The organism is Sphingopyxis sp. DBS4 (genome assembly GCF_024628865.1).
Lineage (GTDB): Bacteria > Pseudomonadota > Alphaproteobacteria > Sphingomonadales > Sphingomonadaceae > Sphingopyxis.
Map to the genome: position 1 here is coordinate 3,971,727 of NZ_CP102384.1, position 18,533 is coordinate 3,990,259.

At 66.3% G+C, this 18,533-nt stretch carries 12 protein-coding genes; 4 read left to right on the forward strand and 8 right to left on the reverse strand.

The window, feature by feature from the left end; all coding sequences use genetic code 11:
* Window positions 1-123 precede the first annotated feature (123 nt).
* Together NP825_RS19140 and NP825_RS19145 are read left to right on the forward strand one after the other, a co-directional pair.
* Window positions 124-1,974 (forward strand): alpha/beta fold hydrolase, encoded by a 1,851-nt coding sequence (locus NP825_RS19140; protein ID WP_257546614.1) that lies wholly within the window; start codon window positions 124-126, stop codon window positions 1,972-1,974.
* A 173-nt stretch (window positions 1,975-2,147) separates the two neighbouring features.
* Window positions 2,148-2,660 (forward strand): ECF-type sigma factor, encoded by a 513-nt coding sequence (locus NP825_RS19145; protein WP_257546616.1) that lies wholly within the window; start codon window positions 2,148-2,150, stop codon window positions 2,658-2,660.
* A 10-nt stretch (window positions 2,661-2,670) separates the two neighbouring features.
* Here the strand turns inward: NP825_RS19145 and NP825_RS19150 are convergent, their stop codons facing one another.
* From NP825_RS19150 to NP825_RS19175, 6 genes are all read right to left on the reverse strand, one after another.
* Complete coding sequence (locus NP825_RS19150; protein WP_257546618.1) at window positions 2,671-5,058, reverse strand: serine/threonine-protein kinase; 2,388 nt, start codon at window positions 5,056-5,058, stop codon at window positions 2,671-2,673.
* Between the two features lie 77 nt (window positions 5,059-5,135).
* On the reverse strand, window positions 5,136-8,276 hold the full coding sequence (locus NP825_RS19155) for an autotransporter domain-containing protein (protein ID WP_257546620.1): 3,141 nt from the start codon (window positions 8,274-8,276) through the stop codon (window positions 5,136-5,138).
* A 344-nt stretch (window positions 8,277-8,620) separates the two neighbouring features.
* Window positions 8,621-11,173: a TonB-dependent receptor gene (locus NP825_RS19160; RefSeq protein WP_257546622.1), complete on the reverse strand. Its 2,553-nt coding sequence runs from the start codon at window positions 11,171-11,173 to the stop codon at window positions 8,621-8,623.
* Window positions 11,174-11,342: 169 nt separating this feature from the next.
* Window positions 11,343-12,680, reverse strand: coding sequence for a sensor histidine kinase (locus tag NP825_RS19165; RefSeq protein WP_257546624.1), 1,338 nt, complete (start codon window positions 12,678-12,680; stop codon window positions 11,343-11,345).
* Window positions 12,677-13,342 carry a response regulator transcription factor gene (locus NP825_RS19170; RefSeq protein ID WP_257546626.1) on the reverse strand — a complete coding sequence of 222 codons (666 nt, stop codon included), beginning with the start codon at window positions 13,340-13,342 and terminating at the stop codon, window positions 12,677-12,679. Before NP825_RS19170 ends, NP825_RS19165 begins: the two co-directional genes overlap by 4 nt.
* Entirely contained in the window at window positions 13,342-13,656 is a 315-nt protein-coding gene (locus NP825_RS19175; protein WP_257546629.1) for a PepSY domain-containing protein, read from the reverse strand. Before NP825_RS19175 ends, NP825_RS19170 begins: the two co-directional genes overlap by 1 nt.
* A gap of 152 nt (window positions 13,657-13,808) precedes the next feature.
* On the opposite strand from NP825_RS19175, the gene NP825_RS19180 reads away from it, so the two are divergent.
* Window positions 13,809-15,038: a histidine-type phosphatase gene (locus NP825_RS19180; protein ID WP_257546631.1), complete on the forward strand. Its 1,230-nt coding sequence runs from the start codon at window positions 13,809-13,811 to the stop codon at window positions 15,036-15,038.
* Between the two features lie 2 nt (window positions 15,039-15,040).
* Here the strand turns inward: NP825_RS19180 and NP825_RS19185 are convergent, their stop codons facing one another.
* On the reverse strand, window positions 15,041-17,068 hold the full coding sequence (locus NP825_RS19185; RefSeq protein ID WP_257546633.1) for a TonB-dependent receptor domain-containing protein: 2,028 nt from the start codon (window positions 17,066-17,068) through the stop codon (window positions 15,041-15,043).
* A gap of 262 nt (window positions 17,069-17,330) precedes the next feature.
* Here NP825_RS19185 and NP825_RS19190 point away from each other — a divergent pair, with 262 nt between their 5' ends.
* On the forward strand, window positions 17,331-17,990 hold the full coding sequence (locus NP825_RS19190) for a TetR/AcrR family transcriptional regulator (RefSeq protein ID WP_257546636.1): 660 nt from the start codon (window positions 17,331-17,333) through the stop codon (window positions 17,988-17,990).
* A gap of 8 nt (window positions 17,991-17,998) precedes the next feature.
* On the opposite strand, the gene NP825_RS19195 is transcribed toward NP825_RS19190, so the two are convergent.
* On the reverse strand, window positions 17,999-18,289 hold the full coding sequence (locus NP825_RS19195) for an SDR family oxidoreductase (protein WP_257546638.1): 291 nt from the start codon (window positions 18,287-18,289) through the stop codon (window positions 17,999-18,001).
* Window positions 18,290-18,533 lie beyond the last annotated feature (244 nt).

Sequence of the window (18,533 nt, forward strand, 5' to 3'; positions counted from 1 at the left end):
CCTATTGTCCGGACCTTCGCCATACCCCCTGCAATCCTTCAAATTCCGGGCAAAACGACGGTCTCCCGGCGCGCCGCATATCCCCATTTGTAGGGTGTTCGCCGGAAGGCTAACGCCAGGAAGATGACGCAGCGTGAGTCGACAGACCAGGAGGTTCCGGCAACGGCCGACTATGCCCTCGATTGGCTGAGCGATCCCGAACGCCTGCTCGCGAAGGCGCGCGCCGAACCCGATGCCCTCGAAGCCTATTTCCATGCGCTCGATGCGTCGAACGACTTCCGCACCACCTCGCTCTTCGACGGCGATGCGCTGACCCTGGCGATCGCCGACACCGGCTCATGCAGACTTCTGGATCCCCCGGGAGTCGAAGCGTCCGACGTCGCATATGAGATCGACTGGGACGCGGTGCGAGTGGTCCAACGGCAAGGTGGCATGAAGCTCGTCGAAGGAGAAGTCGACAGCGGCGACTCGTCCGTCATCGTCTATGTCGCGGCGCATGAAGCGTCCTATTGGGAACTGCCCGGAGCCATCGCCCAGGCCCTGAACGAGAACCCCGCCGAGAGAGCCTTGGTCATCGCCGCGCCGGCCATCCCCGAGCGGCCCTTGCGAAGAGCCTGCCGCTCATTCGGAATGAGCGGCCTCGAGACGCGCATCATCGAGGCAAGCTTGCGCGAGGGGAATATCCGAAGGGCCGCCACGGCGATCGGGATCAGCTATACGACGGCGCGCGCGGCCATCTCGTCAGCGCTCGCAAAGAGCGGCGCACGGCGAATCCCCGGATTGCTGTATCGATTGTCGCTCCTCGCCTTCGGCGTCTTTCCGGCGGGCGATACGGCGCCGGCAATTCTTGTCGACCGTTGGGGCCTGAAACCCAGACAGGCGCAAATCGCCATGCTGCTGGCACAGGGAATGACCCGGGCCGAGACAGCACGGGCCCTCAGCCTCTCCGAAGCCTCGGTCAAGAAGCAGACCGACATCGTCTTTCAGACCCTTGGCGTGTCGAGCGCGGCGGAAATGGCCCGCTCGATCAGTATCGCCACCGTGGCCCAGGCTCTCGTAAGCGCCAGCCACGGGCGCATGAGCTGGCTCGACAGCAACGCCGAGCCGCTTCGCATCCTTCATTCCGAAGATGGCCGGCGTATCGCCATCTCGGAATATGGCCCCCCGAAAGGACACCCGCTGGTGATCCTTCACAGCAGCATGACGACACGCCACCCGCCGCGGCATTTGGTGGCGAAGCTCGTCGACGAAGGCTTTCGCGTTCTTGCGATCGACCGGCCGGGCTTCGGGTTGACCGATCCATCACCCGCCCCTGCGGGAGGCAGCGATGCCGACCCCTTCGCGGCAGCGGCTCAGGATATGGCGACGGTGTTTGACAGGTTGCGGATCGCGCGAGCGGATATCATCGGTCGCGGCGGCGCGCAGGCAGCAGTCGCGTTCGCCGGCCTTTACCCCGAACGGTGCGGCAAGGTCGTCCTCGTCAATCCCGATCCGATCTCCGCCCGCGACGAACGCCGCTGGGGAGTGCTCGGCTCGTTCAAGGAAGCCTATCGGCAGAGGCCCGGATTGATCCTCCCCGCGGCGCGTTTGATAGCGCGCGCGATGACGCGCGATTATCTCGGCAAGGCGCTGCAAAAGGCCATGCGGGGGAGCCCGCCCGACGAGGCCGCGCTCAAAGACGAGCAGGTGATCGACGATTATTATCGCGCTGTCCGGATGCTCGCGACGGGCAGGCTCGAAGGCTATGTACGCGAGCAGATGTATTTCGCGCGGGGCAAAACCGTCGATTATCCGGTGAGCGGCGCCGGCTGGTCGGTGTTGATCGGCGCCCATGACACATTGTCCGATCCCGCCTCTGTCCGATCCTATTGGAAAGAGATTCTGCCACAAGCCGAATTTGAAACCTTGCCGGAACACGGGCGCCTCCTGGCCTATGCCGACCCGGAGCTGATCGTTGGACGATTAACGGCGTAGCGCATCGCGCCGAGCGGCATCGCCACTCCCTTGAGAGACGTTCAGCGCCCGCTTTCGCCGGTCCCCTCGCCCGGTCCAATGTCCGATTTCAGACGCTGATCCGTCATTCGCCTTGCATCATCGCATTTCCTTCGCAAAGCTTCGTATCCGGGTAGGTCGGTTGGAAACCAAATATGCAGAGCAATGACCGCGACCGCCTTTTGAGCGACGTCTATGACGAACTACGTGTCGCTGCCGCCCGGCTGCTGCGGCGCGACGCGCCGTCGCTGACCCTGCAACCAACCGATCTGGTCAACGAAGCCGCGCTGCGTATCGTGCGACTGGACGAGATGAGCTGGAATGACCGCCAGCATTTCTTTGCAACCGGCGCGCGAGTTCTGCGCCAGGCGATGATCGATGCTGTCCGCAGCCGCAAGCGCGCCAAGCGTCAGGCTCCGGCCGTTTTCCTGATCGATAACGACAACGCCGGCGGGATCGATGCCGAACTGCTCGACGCGGCGCTGACGAAGCTCGAAGAGGTTTCGCCCGATCTTGCCCATCTCGTCGAGATGCGTTTCTTCGTCGGACTCACGCCTGCCGAGATCGCACAGGTCACCGGCGCGTCGGAATCGACCATCAAGCGGCGCTGGAAAACCGCACGGCTATGGCTGGCCTCCGAACTACGCGGCGACGACGCGATGGACTAGAAGCCCAGAGTCAATTGCAGGCAGCGTCGGCGGCCGCATCCAGACGGGGAATTTCAACCCTGGCGTCGCGCTCGGCCAATTCTCCGCCTTGTTGCATCCCGCGCAACAGGGCCTGTCCGCGGCGGGCGGCGGCGCAGGCGCCCGGTGTATGCCCGGCGGCGCGTAGCAGGTCGGCATGGTTGGCCAATGCCACCGCGACGTCGCGCTGGCGCGTCGGATCATTCGGTGCCACGGCGAGCCGCGCATCGCGCATCGCCAGCCCGCGTGACGAGGTGGCCGCCGCTTCTTCGCGCCGACCCAGCTGCGACAACAAAAGCGATTCCTCGCCATAGAGGATGATCAGCCGCATCTCGATCGCGGCGTCGGGGCCGAAGGCAAGGGTGCGCCGCATCGCTTCGCTGCCCTTGCGGGCTTCGGCGAGGGCCTCGGCAGAGGAACCACCGGTTTCGGCGATCGTCGAGGACAGATTGAAAGCTGCTTCGCCAAGCTTGTCGGTCCACAGCAGCGACGGACGGCGCACCAGTTCGGCGCCTATGATCGCCTTTGCTTCGCGATAGGGTGCCAAGGCGCCGGGCTTGTCGCCCGCATAATATATTGCGTCACCCATCCGCGCCAGCAAAGTGACTTCTAGGAGCGCCGCTTCGCGTTGCAGTTCCGGCCCGATTTTCATCGCGCGCAGCTTGACGAGCGCGCTGCGCAGGATCGGCACCGCCGCCGCTGCCTGATCTGCGTTGATCAGATCGACGCCATGATTGCGCTGTGCCGTTACCGCGCCGAGCAGCGCGCCCGGCCGTCCCGGTTCCGCCGCGAGAGCCGCTGCGAAAAAGCGTTCTGCCTGCGTCGTCTGCGCGCTGCTGGCGCTGTCGGCCGCCATGGTCCAGAGTGCCAGCGCGACCCGGCCGCGCTCTTCCAGAATCGCTGCATTTCCCGGACGCTCGCGATCGAGCTGGGCGAGCAGCGCCGCGGCTCTGGTAAGCGAGCGCCGGGCCGCGTCGGGGCGACCAAGGCTCGAGGTGCCCGACAGGCCCTGCAGGCTGGCAAGGCGCCGATAGCCTTGCGCCGTATCGAACCGCAGGTCTTCAGGCGCATCGGGTACCGCCGACAGCCGCGCAAGATAATGTGCGGCCTCCTCGGCCAGGCGTGCGCGCGCTGCGACCGTGCCCGGCGCGTCGTCGAGACTGTCGCTGAGTTCGGTGAGCATGAATTTGGCGATACCGCGCACATCGTCGAAACGCGCGTCGGCCTCGGCCCGTGCGCGCTCGGCGCGGACATATTGGATGGTCGAAAAGGTCGCGACGCCCAGCAGCAGCAGCCCGGCTATGCCGGCCAGCGCCAGTCCCTTGCGATGGCGCCGGATGAAACGACCCGCAAGGTAACGCCACGCGGCATCGCCGCGCGCCTTGACCGGCACCCAGCTGCGATGGCGGCGGACATCGGCGAGCAATTCGGTCACGTCGGCGTAGCGGTCCGCGGGGTCTTCGGCGAGCGCGCGGCCCGCGATCGCGGCGAGATCGCCGTCCAGTTGACCAACCGGAAGCCGCGTGCCGGGCACATAGGCCATGTCGGGTGATGGGATCGCGCGGTCGAGCATGCCGAGCATCAGCACCCCCAGGCTGAAGATGTCGCTGGCAATCGTCGGCGCGAGCCCGACCCCGCGTTCGGGCGCGGCATAGCCCTTGGTCAGCGGATAGGGATCGCCCTCTTCCTCGACATCGAGCGCCACGATCAGTCGCGCGATCCCGAAATCGAGCAGGTGGACGCGGCCGTCCGCGGTCATCAGGACGTTCGACGGCTTGAGGTCGGCATGGATGACGAGGTTGCGGTGGGCGTGCGCGAGCGCCTCGCCCACTGCCTCGAACGCATCGAGCCGCGCGCCCTGCGAAGCCTGCATCCGGTCGAGCGCGCGCGTGACCGGTTCCCCGTCGATATAATCCATCGCCAGCCAGGGGCGATTGTCGACCTGTCCGCCATCCAATATGCGCACGATTCCGGGATGGCGCAGCCGGGCGAGGATACGCCGCTCCTCGGCAAAGCGCGCTTTCGCGCGCTCGCTAGCCAGATCACCGCGGATCAGCTTGATCGCCACCGTCTGCTGGAACACGCCGTCGTCGCGCTCGGCCTTCACCACCGCGCCCATGCCGCCGCGCGCGATCTCGCCTGTGACCCGATAGGGGCCGATGCGGCCCGGAATCGCGTCCACCACCGATAGCGGCTGGACGAAACTCTCGGTTGGCGTCAGCCGAAACACCGCATCGTCCAGCGCCAACAATTGCTCGACGCGGGCACGCAGACCGGCATCGGCGCCACACCGTTCGGCGATCAGGGCCGTCCGCAAATCGGGGGCGTCGAGACCGAGCGCTTCCTCGACGATCAACAGGGCGCGCGTGTCATCGGCCATCGCTGTTTGCTATCCTCATCGCCCCGAAAAGCGAACCCTGTTGATTGCGCCGATCCGCCGCCCGCATCGTTCGACCGTCACCAGGACAGGGCGAAGCCGATGGTGCCCGCGTGCGACGTATAGCCTCCGCCAAAGCGGCCGTCATAGCCGAGGAAGAAGCTGGCTTTGCTTGACACCGGAATCCGCGCTCGCGCGCCGAGCAGGGCGGTGTCGGGTTCGCTGGCGGCGGTCATAACGAGCAAGCGGGTCGGCGCGACCGCGAAAGCGACCGGAGTGCTCCTTTCGCGGCCGTCGAGGACCGCGAGATAGCGCGCCGAGGCGGAGAGGTCGATCCCGCCCCAGTGCCGCGAAACTTCCAGCCCGACCGACGCGCGGGTGCGGTTGGCGTGCTGCCTGGCGACGCGCAGGCCAAGCATGTCGCTTTCGGTAAAGTCGTCGGTGCGGACCGAGACAAGATCGATCCCCGCCACCGGACGCAACGTCCATTCGCCAGCCTTGAAGGCATAGCCAAGATCGAGGGCGACCCCCGCGACGCGCACGTCATAGTTGGCGGCCGAGTTGCCGATGATCGTCCGCAGCGTTTCGGCCTTGCCCGTGCCATAGCTGGCCGACAGTGCGGCGGTGAAGGCGCCGCCGTCGAAACGCAGCGCTGCCCCGCCCTCGGTCAGCGTCACATCGCCAGTCTCGGTCGCGCCGGGAACGTCGATATCGAGATTGCCGTGATCGACACCGGCCGCCAGCGACCATTGCGGTGCGAGCGCGAGGTTGAACCCGGCGGCAAAGCCGGTCGCATCGCGCCGACCGCCCTGCCGAACGCGAAAGCCATACACTTCGCCCCAGCCCGCATTGTGCGCCATTGGCCCGGCAAGCCGCCCGAGCAGCCGTCCGCCCAGATCGAACAGGCCCGATTGAACCTCGGCATGGATGGTGCCGACCGCGACGACCTGACCGTTGAGTTCGTACACTTCGCGCAGCGTGTCGGTGATCGTGTCGGTGCGGGTTTCGTTGATGGCATAGACGGTATCGGTGATGGTGTTGAAGTTTTCGTCTGCGTCGACCAGGTCGACCGATGTGCCGCCGGTCGTGCAAGTCGGCCGCGTGGTGGACGGCAGCGACGATATATTGCACGTCGACAACGCGCCGGTCAGGATGGTGTCGGGACCGAAAGTCGTCACCCCCGTCGTCGTCACGACACCCGGCCCGGCAAGCGAGTAGGTCGAGGCACCCGTGATTGTCGTGCTGGTCGTCGTGGAAGCGATGCGAACCGGGTCGCCGACAATCACTCCCGGCCCTCCCGCAGCCGTGATCGCCGCGCGCGCCGCCGTCACGCCTCCCTGTACCAACGGATCGGCAAAGGCAGCAGCAAAAGTCTGATCATAGAGCGACGTGCCGCCCAGAAGCCGCCCGATGATCTGGGTCGAATAGGCTGCCGTGCGGTTGGTGATCACCGTTGCCGGGTTGAACACCAGACTTTCGCGCGATGAAAAACTGAAGGTCTGGCCAGGGTTCGCGGCAATTATGTCGAGAAACACATTGTTGGCATCGTACCGCAGGCTGATCGATGCATTTTCGGGTGTCGTCGTCAGCGGGCTGAACGTCCCCGACCGCCCCCCCGCCGCCGTGAGCAGCGTGTAGGTTCCGGCGGTGAAGGTGCCGCCGGTGGCAAAGGTCGCCAGGCTGCCTGCGAGACTCGCCGTGCCCGTCACATTGATCCGGTCGGCGGCATTATTGCCGACATCAACGCGATAGACGCTGCCCGCGGCCAGCACCAGATTGCCGTCGATCGTCAGCGTGTCGATCATGCCGTCATGGGCGTTCATCGTGCCGCTGCTGGTCAGCGATCCGGCAAAGGTCGAATTGCCGCCGCCACTGTTCCACGTCCCGCTGTTGGTGAACAAGGATCCGACGACCGCCGAACCCGTCACATCGACGCGGCCGGTCATCGTGCCGCTGTTGATCAGCGTGAAGGCGGTTCCGGCGGGCGTCCCGGCGACGGCCACCGCACCGCTGAGCGTGCCAAAGTTCCGGATATCGACCGCGCCGGTTGCCCCCGCGCTTTGAAGGACCTGAATGCCCGTCTGATCGCCTCCGACGCTGCCGCCCGCACGGATGGCGACGCTGGCATTGCCATTGACCGGCTGCAGCAGGATGCCGGTGCCTGTAGCGGCGATGGCGCCGGACAGGTCGGCCACCAGCGAACCGGTACCCGTCGGTGCGAACCAGAGGCCGGCCCGGACGGCTCCGGTCGTTCCGGTCTGGTCGATCGTCGTGCCGGCTGCCGTGGTGAAGCGGCTCTGGCCGGTAATGGCGTTGAGGATGACGCCGACATTCGCGACGCTGATCGCTGCGCCGCTGGTCAGCGTCACATTGGCGCCGGCTTCGCGACTGAAGGCGGTCAGGCCCGCGCCAGCCGAATAGCTGTTGGTCACCCGCGCATCGGTGATGATGGTGAGCGCCGACGCCGCGCCATGTCCGGGCCCGGCCGTCAGGGACACGGAAATGCCGCCGTTCACGACCGTTCCGCCGGCCATGGTCAGGTTGATGCTGTCGGAAGCCTGGATGTCGAGCGCGCCGACACCATTGTCCCGCCGTGTCGCGGTGATCGTGCCACCCGCAAACCATGCATCGAGGCTGCTATTCTCCGCGACCAGCCTTAAGCCGCCCTCGCCGGTGAACGTTCCGCCGAGCGGGTCGGTCTGCGATCCGACGGTGACGCTGTTACCCAGGCCCGACGCATGGATGACGAGGGCCGTGGACCCGACGAAATTTCCCGTGGCGTTCGCCGTGCCGTTGGTGGTGACGCTGCCGTTACCCGAATAGTGGATCGAGCCGCTGTTGGTACCGATGTTGAGGCCGTCGCTTTCGGAAGGATCATCCCAGCCAACCGTATGGCTGATCGTGCCGTTGTTGACGACATTGATCGGCCGCGGCGTCGTGGCTGCGGGCTGGCTGCCACTGTACAGGTACAATCCCCACCCATTGATCGTCACGCCGCTGTTCACGGTCAGATTGAGCGGGGCCTCGACCGCCTGATAATTTGCCGAAGTCGACGGATTATTGCCGTTCCGGTTGACAGCGGAGTTGGTGATGGTGTCGCCGCAGTTGATCGTCACCATGCCGTCGCCCGCCGTCGTCGTCGCACACTCCGCCCATGCGGCGGTCGGCACCATCAGCGCCCACGCCGCCACGCCCAGCCGAAGCCTTGAAATCCGCGCCATCGTCGTTCCCCCCATTCCGCCTATCCAGACACCAAGGCGACATCGGTGCGGAAAAGGGGTCACCTTCGGTGAAATCATTTTAGACGGGTGTCGTGAGAAGCAGCGAACGGCCAGAATCAGGCGCTAAGCTATCGCTCTTTGCCTTCCGAAGAGTTTCAAATGGCAAGTTCCAACGGGTTATAACAAAGGTGTCCCCGGGGAAGCGGGAAACCAGTGCGGGATCAGCCGACGCACGCTCTGGGTTCCTGCTTTCGCGGGAATGACGAAAGTTGGGAAACGATTGCCTCCAAAAAGAAAGGGGCCGGGTTTCCCCGGCCCCAGGTCCAGTGCCCCCCTGCAGAGGATCAGAATTTGAACTGGAGACCCGTCTTGACCGAATAGCCGTAGCGCTCGACCTCGTCGGTCCGCGACGAAATTCCCTGGAAGACGCGGTAGGGCTCGTCGTTGAGGTTCGATCCTTCGAGGAAGATCGTCACATTCTTGACGATGTCGTAGCCGATGCGCGCGTCCCACTGGTTGAAGGCGCCGACATAAAGGTCGGTGTCGGTATCCCCGCCGGGTTCGAGCAGATAGGCCGAGCGGTAGGTGTAGGCGATGCGCGCCGACAGTCCGCCCTTCTCATAGGAGAGGAAGGCCGATGCCACCCGGTTCGACTGGCTGGCGAGCGGCAGCCGCTCGTCGCCGCGGCCCGGGATGCCCTTGGCGCGCGATTTCACGAAGGTGATGCTGCCGCCGATGCTGAAGCCGTCGAGCGGCGCGGGCAGGAAGCTCAATTCGGTCTGGGCGTTGATCTCGATGCCCTTGACGAAGGCGCTGTCGGCGTTGACCGGCATCGTCACCTGCGCATCGACGAGCGCCTGGCCGGCGAAGGTACCGCTCTGCACGACGGTGGCCGTGTAGATCGGATTCTCGATCGTCTTGTAAAAGCCGGCGATGCTGATGATGCCCTTGCGCCCGATATAATATTCGCCAGCGAGGTCATAGTTGGTCGATGTCAGCGGCTTGAGGTCGGGATTGCCCCTCGTCACCTCGTTATCGCTGGTGTTGACGACCGTCGTCGGTGCGAGCTGTTCATAGTTCGCGCGCCCGATCGCGCGCGTCACCGCGGCGCGCAGGACAAGCGACGGCGTCGCATTCCAGCGCAGGTTGAGACCCGGGAAGAAGTCGGTGTAGCTCTGCGACCCGAAGCTGTCGTAATCCTTGCCGAGGTCGGCGACGGTCGTCGTTTCGAGAATGTCCTTCGCCGCATAATTGCTCTTCGTCTTTTCCATGCGGACGCCGGGAATCGCGGTGAAGCTGCCGAATTTCAGCGTCGCCATCGCATAGGCGGCGAAGATCTTCTCACGGATCAGATAGTCGGCGGCGAGGCTGTCGCCGACGGTGCCCTCCTCATCGAGCTCGAAACCGGCGAGGTTCGACTGGAAGAAGCTGTCGGCGCTCGGGCGGCTGATCGTCGCGCCGAACGGGTAGCGGCCCTTGAAGATGCTGTCGATCGAGCCGTCCTGGACCTGATCGAGCGTGAAATCGTCATCATAGCCGCCATAGATCACCGATTCGGCATCGTTGGTCTTGCGCCGACTCGTATATTTGGCGCCGACCTGGATCGTGCTGTCGTCGCCGATGCCGACCGGGGTGCGGAAATCGGCGCGCGCCTGATAGAGATCCTCGCGCGCGCGGCGATGCTCGTAACTGGTTTCGTCGAATTTATACTTGGTCGGATCGAACGCCGTCGCGTCCGATTGGTAGAGCGGAATCGTTCCCGTCAGGTCGTAAGATCCCGTGATATTCTTGGCCCCGAAGATGATCTCGTCGCGATGCGGGTCGCGCTTGTTGGCCTGGGTATAGCTGCCCTCAACGCGCAGCCAGCTCGGGCCGAGATCGAACTCGCCGCCGAACGACGAGGTGAAGGTGTCCGAATCCTCCTCCCGCGAGCGCAGCGCGCGCTTCGCCTTGGCGGCGGAGAAATCGCCGCTGGTCGCGGTCTGGTTCGTGATCTCCTCGTCGTCGAGGTCGACCTGGAAGCCCGGACGCGATTCCTTGTCCTTATATTTGGAATAGAGGAAGCGCGCGAAGACCTTCACGTCGTCGGTCGGGCGCCAGTCGAAATTGGCGACCGCGCCATAGCGCTGACGGCGGGTGTGATAGTCGCGGAGCGTCTGGCGCAGCGGCACGAATTCGCCGTTCACCTCTTCCCACTTGCCGCCCGACTGGATGTTCTGCGCCTCGAACTCGCGGTTCGAATAGTTGAGCGCGAAGACGAAACCGAACTGGCGGTCGGGGCCGAAGCGCGACCCGATCGACGCATCGAATTCATAGGGATGCTTGCCGTTGAGGTCATATTTGCCATAGGCGGCGCGCAAGCTGCCGAACGTGCCCGGCCGGTCGAAGGCCGACACGGTCTCGATATTGGCGGCGCCCGCGATCGCGTTGGCGTCCATGTCGGGGGTCAGCGTCTTCGACACCGTCACCGCTCCGATCAGTGCCGAGGGGATATCGTCGAGCTTTACCTGGCGCGAATCGGGTTCGGGAGCGGCGGCGGTCTGACCGTTCAGCGTCACGTTGAGCAGGTCGGGCGACACGCCGCGGACGGTCAGATAGCGCCCTTCGCCCATGTCGTTCGAGACGCTGAGGCCCGGCAGACGGCGCAATGTTTCGGCGACATTCTGGTCGGGCAGACGGCCGACGTCGTCGGCGCGAACCTCGTCGACCTGGGTATCGGTGTTGCGCTTCGTCTCGAGCGCCGCGCGGTCGGCGGCGCGGCGGCCGCTGACGATAATCGCATCGCCCTGATCGGCCGCAGATGCCCCCTCCGTCGACGCTTCCTGCGCCCAGGCGCCCGTCATCGGGATCGCCAGACATGTCGTGAGCAAAAGCGCCCGTCCGAACCGCCGTGTCATTATTGCCTCTCCTCCCCGGCACGGCTCCCTGCCGCGCTCGTTCGGGCATCATAATGGCACAATTATTCCATATTGCAAGTGAAATAGAATATATCTTGCACAATGGCTTGGCGAGACGCAGCGATGGGACGCGCACGGCGCGCGATCTGACACCAGGCTGACAGGAAGTTCAGGCGGATAGCGTCCAGCCGACGCGGACTTCAAGCCCCCCGAGCGGCGAGCGCGCAAGGACGAGGTCGCCGCGCGACGCTTCGGCAAGTTCGCGCGCGATGGCAAGGCCGAGCCCATGGCCCTCGCCCCCCGAATCGAGCCGCGCGCCGCGCAGGATCGCCTCGTCGCGCTGGGCGCTGTCGAGCCCGGGTCCATCGTCGCCGACGACCAGCATCCGCCGGTCGCCCACCGTCTCGACCGCGACATGGACGAGGCGGCGGGCATGGCGCGCGGCATTTTCGAGCAGCGGCCCGAGCAGTTCGGCGGCATCGTCGCTGGCGAGCGGCAGCGTCACGCTTTCATCGCATGCCAGCGAGAAAGCGACGCGCTCGCCCGCCCCGGTCTGTTCGATCACCGCGACGAGCCGTTCGATCAGCGGCAGCGCCACCGTGCTGCGCCCCTCGGGAACAAGGCTGATCCGCGTTCGCGCCAATTCACCGTCGATCGCCGCGCGCATCGCGGCGATCGACGAATCGAGCCCGTCGGCCATCGGTGCCGCACCGTCTTCGCGCACGCGCGCGCTCTGCGCGGCGAGCGCGGCGAGCGGAGTCTTGAGGCCGTGCGCCAGATCGGCGGCGCGACGCCGTGCGCGCACCAGATCGGCTTCGCGCGCGTCGGCCAGCGCGTCGATCGATTCGATGAGCGGCGCGAGTTCGCGGGGATAGGTGCCGCCAAGGCGCGCCGACGCGTCGCGGCGCAGCCGCTCGACCTCCTGCCCGACGCGGCGCAACGGACGGAGGCCGAGCCCCACCTGTGCCCAGGCCGCGAGCGCGAGCACCGCCCACAGCAGCACGAGAAACAGCCCCATCTCGCGCCCGAACTCGCGCTGCGCCGGCGCCAGCTTGGCGAGGTCGTAGCCGAGTTGGACGATCACCGGCGGCTCCTGCGGTTGCAGGCGAATCGCGCGTTCCATCAGCAGCAGATGCTGGCCGAAGGGGCCGGCGGCGCGGCGAATCCGCCAGCGGTCGCCGGGGGCCGCCGCCGCGGGCGGCAAATGGCTGTCCCAGAGCGAAACCGAGCGGATCGCGCCGGCTCCGGTCGACGCCTGCCAATAGAGTCCGCCGGCGGGAACCGCGAAGCGCGGATCGGCGGGCTCTGCCCCCGCGACCGGCACCCCGCGCGCCAATTGCAGATCGGCAAGAAGCGGCCGCACCTGAACGAGCAGTTCGTCCTCGACGCGCCGCTCGACATGGCCGTCGAACAGCCACGTCATCGCGAACCAGGCAACAAGCAGCGCCAGCGCGATCGCGACCCCGGCCCCCGCGAGCAACCGAAGCCGGAGCGAGCCGCCCGTCACGCAGCGGTCGCCGGCAGAATATAGCCGAAGCCGCGCCGCGTCTGGATCGTGTCGGCGCCGAGCTTGCGCCGCAGCCGCGCGACCAGCGCCTCGATCGCATTGGCGTTTTCGGCGTCGGCATCGCCATAGAGATGATCGGAAAGCTCGGTCGCGGGCACCGCGCGGCCGGCGTGATGGGCCAGATAGTCGAGCAACCGATATTCGAGCGGCGAGAGCTTGACGAAGGCGCCATCGAGGGTCGCGGTCATCCGGTGCGTGTCGATCCGGAGCGGCCCCGCCTCGAGCGTCGGGCTGGACCGCCCCGCCGCGCGGCGGAGAAGCCCGCGAACGCGCGCGACCAGTTCCTCCATCGCCCACGGCTTCGCCATATAGTCGTCGGCGCCGGCCTCGATCCCGGCGACCTTGTCGGTCCAGTCGCCACGCGCCGACAGGATGAGGACCGGAAAGCCGCGCCCCGCGTCGCGCCAGCGCTTGATCACCGAGAGACCGTCGAGTCGCGGCAGGCCGAGATCGACGATCGCCACGTCATAATCCTCGACATCGCCGTTGAACCAGGCCTGCTGGCCATCGCCGGCCAGATCGACGACGAACCCGGCGGCAGCCAATCCGCGAACCAGTTCGGAAGCGACGACGGGATCGTCTTCGACCACCAGGGCGCGCATCAATCATCCTCGATCTTGAGTATCCGGCCGGTGCGGGCATCGACCTCGACCTCGCGCACCCTGCCGCTTCGGGTCAGGATTTTCACCTCATATTTGAACCCGAAGGATTCGCGCTCCAGCTTGACCTTGAGCACGTCGCCGGGGACGCGTTCGGTCGCGATTGCGAGCACGCGCACGATCGGCAGGATCTCCCCGCGCGCCAGCGCCGCGCTGGCGGCGCGCTGATCGGCTTCATCGTCCTTGTCGCTCGCAAGCGTCAGGGCGGGGGTGGCGAGAGCGACCATCGCGGCCGCAAGCAGATAGATTTTCCTCATGGCCTTCCTTGCCACACTCAGGCTGACATCAAGCTGATAGCATCATCGGACATATTGTCCGGGGATCCCATTTTCTCGATGCCGGGCATTGATGAAATATTTTTTCTGATTTATACATGATCGATAAATTTATTCCACAAGGGAGAGAGTCCGTGAAGCATAGCCTGCTTTTGTCCGCCGCGCTGCTGGCGGGATGCGCCGCGTCCGCGCCCGGCGCCGACGCATCGCCTGCCGCGCCGGGGTCGCTAAAGCTCGAAAAGGTCGTGATGCTGATGCGCCACGGCGTTCGCCCGCCAACCAAGGCGGCAGTGGTGCCGCCCGGTTATTCGGCCGAAACATGGCCCGACTGGCCGGTCGATTTCGGCCTGCTGACGCCGCACGGCGCGGCGGGGGTCAAGCTGCTCGGCGAAAGCGACCGCCTCACTTTCGGCGGTCGCGGCCTATTCCCGGACGGTTGTCCCGCCGCGGGCACGATCGTCCTCAAGGCGAGCTACAAGGAGCGCACGATCGCCACCGCGCAGAACTGGGCCGCGGGGTTCATGCCCGGCTGCACGGCGGATGTCGCGCATCCCGCCGGTCCGGACGATGACGCGATCTTTCATGGGCTCGACGGCGGCCCCGCCTCGTTCGACGGCAAGCGGGCATTCGATGCCGCGCTCGCCCAGGCGCCCGAGGGCGGGCTGACCGCCGAAACCGCACGCCATCGCGGCGAACTGACCTTGCTCGCGAAAGTGCTGAATTGTGCGCTACCCGCCTGCCCGCTGATCGCCGAGCCGAGCCGGCTGGTCGCGCAGCCGCACGATCGCCCCGAGATCGAAGGCCCGCTCGACGTCGGATCGACCGCGAGCCAGACGCTGGTGCTGGAATATCTGGAAGGCAAGCCGATGGCCGAGGTCGGCTGGGGCCGCGTGAGCCGCGCCGAGATCGAGCAGTTGCTGCGCTTTCATCCGCTCAAATTCCGCTATTCGAATCGCCCCGGCTATATCGCCGCCGCCGCCGCCGCGCCGATCGTGCGCGAAATCGTCACAGCGCTCGGCGACCGGAGCCCGGCGCGGCTGACCTTGCTCGCCGGGCACGACACCAACGTCGCCGACCTCGGCGGCTTCTTCGACCTGCACTGGCAGGTGCCGAGTTATCCCGCCGACGAGGTTCCTCCCGGCAGCGCGCTAGGGTTCGAGCTGCTCAGCAACGCAAAGGGCGACCGCTATGTCCGCGCCTTCTATCGCGCGCAGACGATGGACCAGCTCCGCAACCTCGAGCCGCTGGGATCGGGGGACGCGCTGTACCGCCGCTATCTTCCCATTCCGGGGTGCGGCCATTCGGTCGAGGCAACCGCGTGCAGCTGGAGTGATTTCGCCCGGCTCGCCGCGCCGCGCGGGTAGGTTCACCCGCCGAAGCTGCGCTGCACGGTCAGTCCGACATAGCGGCCGCTGCGCAGCACCCGCAATTCGCGATAGCGCAGCGCGCTGTCGCCGCGGACGCCGGCATAAATGTCGCGCGTCCGCGTCGCGGGACTGTCGGTCAGATTCTTGCCGAACAGGCGCAAGGTCCAGCGCGTGTCGGGGCGATATTCGACGAACAGGTCGAGCCGCCCGGCCAGACGGTCGGCCTCGATCTCCTCGACCTTGAACGCCGTTTCGGTGCGCGCGAAGGCATAGCTGCCGCCCCAGCGCAGCTTCCACGCCGGAATGTCGTGGGTCAGCGCGATCTTCGCCTCGACCGGAAGATCGCCCGAAATATGGCGCCGCGCGCCGGTCGAGGGATCGGTCGCCCGGCCGCGCCGCGCGGCAAGGTCGGCCGTGACGACGACACCCTTGGCACCGATCCCGTCGAGCGGCCATTTGAGCGACGCCTCGACGCTGTCGCGCCGCGCCGCGCCGATATTGCCGACCGCGTCGTAGACGGTCCCGTCGACGACGACCGGGAGCTGGTCGACCAGGTCGGATATCCATTCGCGGCGCGCGGCGATCGTGAAAGACCCGGCGCCGAAACGACGCTCGTACGTCGCCTCGATGCGCCAGAGGCTGTCGGGCTCCAGATCGGCATTGCCGGCGCTGATCGTTCCGCTGGTCAGCGAAGCAGCGCCGACGAAATCGCCGAAATCGAGCTGGCCGACCTCGCGTTCGGCCAGCAGCCGCAGCGTCTGGTTCGGCGTCGGCGTCCAGATGAGCCGTGCGCGCGGCTTCCAGAATGCCAGCGATTTGACGAGGTCGATGTCGCCCGTCTGCGACAGGCGCGACATTTCATAGCGCAGGCCGAATTCCGCGGTGGTCCGCGCGCCCAGCGGCCGGCTCGCGGTCGCGAAGATTTCGGCGCGATGCTCGGCGACGCGGACATCGGCCTGGGGCAGCGGGACGGGTTCGCCATCCTCGATCAGCGCATTGCGGCTGTCGAGGATATTGATCGCGCCCTCGGCGCCGACCTCGAGCGCCCAATCGCCGCGATGGTGGCGGAGCGCCGCGCGCAGGATCGCTTCGCTGGCGTGCGCGCGTTCGTCGGAGACGCTGCTGTCCGACACCGCCGTCTCGCGGTCGATGCCGACGGTCGCCACCGACCGGTAGCTTCCCACGAGTTCGAGATCGTTCGCCGCGCCGAGCGCGCGTTCGTAGCGCAGCCCCCCTTCCCAGGTGCACGCATGCTCGCGCTCGCTGCCGGTGATCGCGGCGGGCGCGGGGAAGGTGATGGCATAGGCGATGTCGGCGAACTTCCTTTTGTCCTGGACCAGCCCATTGAGGTGCAGCGTCCCGCCAAGCAGTGGCTGGCGATAGGCGAGCGTCGCCTGCGCGATGTCGGCGCCCTCGGGCTGCGCGTAATCGACCAGGCGCAGGGGCGTACCGTCGCGCTCGAAGCGGTTGCGAACGCCGAAACCATGCTCGTCGTCGATCTCGCGATAAACGGTGCCGAACAGGTCGATCACCCGCTCGCGTCCGTCGAACGTCGCCTGCGCCGAAACGCGCGGGGCCCGGCGCCCGTGGCGATAGAGGGCCTGCTCGGCCTCTACCCGGCCGCTGATCGTGCCGGCCTTTGCCAGGACGATATTGGCGAGCAGCGCATAGCCCTGCATGTCATAGCTGGCCGATCCGGCGCGGATCAGCTCGATCCGCTCGACGCGCGCCGCCGGAATGCGTTTCAGAATCGCGCTCAGCGTATCGGTCTTTCCCGCCGGGCGCTGGCCGTCGATCAGGACATTGCCCGCCGCGCCCGAATAGCCGCGCACGTCGCCGTCGCCTTCGACGAGCGTAAAGCCCGGAAGCAGCGCCACCATTTCATAGGCGTTGGACGGCTGCGTCCGGTCGAAGAAATGCTTGTCATAAGTCGGGATTCGTGCGCCGACGTCATCCTGCGCGGCCGCGGGCAGTGAGGCCGACGCGCTGAGCGACAACAGCAATGCGATGCGAACGCCATATGTCACGCGCGACCCCCTTCGGCGAGCGGGGTGCCGTCCCGCTCTCCGCAGCGCTATCGGACAGGCGGGCTGACAATTGCGCCGCGATCGCTGTCAGCCTTCTGTCAGCTTCGCAGGATCGAGGGGGATGGGGTCAGGCGCCCGCCTTCTGGGCAAAATCCCGCGCGCTTTCGGCGATCATCGACACACGCGAGCCCACGCGCCATATATCAATTGATATAAATTAAGCAGGTTCGCCATGTCGTCTTCTCATCCACGAAAACCCTCTATGTCCGGACCCCAGCGGTCCGCCGACGGCGGCTATCGCAAGGGCGAGGAGACACGGAAGCGGATATTGGGCGCCGCCCTCGCGGCGTTCGGCCGCAAGGGGTTCGCCGCGGTGACGACCCGGCAGATCGCCGACGCCGCGGACACCAACCTGCCGGGTCTCACCTATTATTTCGGGAACAAGGAAGGGTTGTATCTGGCCTGCGCCCACGACATCGTGGCCTCCTTCCGGCAGGGCGTGGGGTCGGTCGCCGCGGTCGCGGACGCCGCCTTGTCGGCGCCGCTTGCCAGCGCCGACGCGGCGATCTGGCTCAAGCGCCTGTTCGCGGCGCTCGCCCATTTCCTCCTGTCCGAAGAAGGCGCCGAGGATCGCGCGCTGTTTGTCCAACGCGAAATGGCGAGCCCCGGCCCCGCCTTCGAGATTCTCTATTCGGAGCTTTGGCGCCCGGGGATCGAGCTCGCCGCCGCGCTGCTCGAACAGGCGGCGGCGGGACGCCTCTCCAGCCCCGACAGCAAGGTGCGCGCGGTGATGATGATCGCCAGTCTCACCGGTTTCCGATCGGGCCAGCGCATCATCGCGCGCACTGCGGGCGACGGCGACCATGTCGTGCAAGTCATCGCCGCGCTCGACGAACAGATCGACGCGCTGTCGGAACGCTGACCGGCTGCCTATACCCCCATCATGCCGGCGGTGATCGCGCCGTCGATGGCATAGTCGCTGCCCGATATGAAAGCGGCCTCGTCCGAGGCCAGAAAAGCGACGAGCGCGCTCACTTCGTCCAGCTGCGCCATCCGCTTCCTCGGCACCATTCCCGCGACCGCCGCCTCCACCTTCCCGGCATCGCGCGAAAGGAAAGCGACATCGGCACCCTCGGCCGCGAAAATCCTGAGCGACGCGAGCCCGAGCCCCTGCGCCCCGCCGTTGATGATCACCTTCTTGCCGGCCAGACCCAGATCCATCGCATCCTCCTCATCCGCATTTTGCGAGAAAGAGTAACGCGATCCTCCGAGCCGAGACATCAGCAAAAATGGGAGCGGCCGGCATGCTTTCTGCGCCATCCACGCAAAAGCCGCGCGCGATGGTCGCGCATCAAGACCCCCGCCTTCGCGGCGGCCGCCAAGTCGGCTCGAAAGAGCAAAAGGAAGAAATGGCGCACCCGAAGGGATTCGAACCCCTGGCCTCTGCCTTCGGAGGGGGTACTTA

Bases quoted from the DNA above. Each gene is read 5' to 3' on its own strand.
- NP825_RS19170 (WP_257546626.1), bottom strand. From the start codon at position 13,342: ATGCGCGCCCTGGTGGTCGAAGACGATCCCGTCGTCGCTTCCGAACTG.
- NP825_RS19145 (WP_257546616.1), top strand. From the start codon at position 2,148: ATGCAGAGCAATGACCGCGACCGCCTTTTGAGCGACGTCTATGACGAA.
- NP825_RS19160 (WP_257546622.1), bottom strand. From the start codon at position 11,173: ATGACACGGCGGTTCGGACGGGCGCTTTTGCTCACGACATGTCTGGCG.
- NP825_RS19140 (WP_257546614.1), top strand. From the start codon at position 124: ATGACGCAGCGTGAGTCGACAGACCAGGAGGTTCCGGCAACGGCCGAC.
- NP825_RS19155 (WP_257546620.1), bottom strand. From the start codon at position 8,276: ATGGCGCGGATTTCAAGGCTTCGGCTGGGCGTGGCGGCGTGGGCGCTG.
- NP825_RS19150 (WP_257546618.1), bottom strand. From the start codon at position 5,058: ATGGCCGATGACACGCGCGCCCTGTTGATCGTCGAGGAAGCGCTCGGT.
- NP825_RS19195 (WP_257546638.1), bottom strand. From the start codon at position 18,289: ATGGATCTGGGTCTGGCCGGCAAGAAGGTGATCATCAACGGCGGGGCG.
- NP825_RS19175 (WP_257546629.1), bottom strand. From the start codon at position 13,656: ATGAGGAAAATCTATCTGCTTGCGGCCGCGATGGTCGCTCTCGCCACC.
- NP825_RS19190 (WP_257546636.1), top strand. From the start codon at position 17,331: ATGTCCGGACCCCAGCGGTCCGCCGACGGCGGCTATCGCAAGGGCGAG.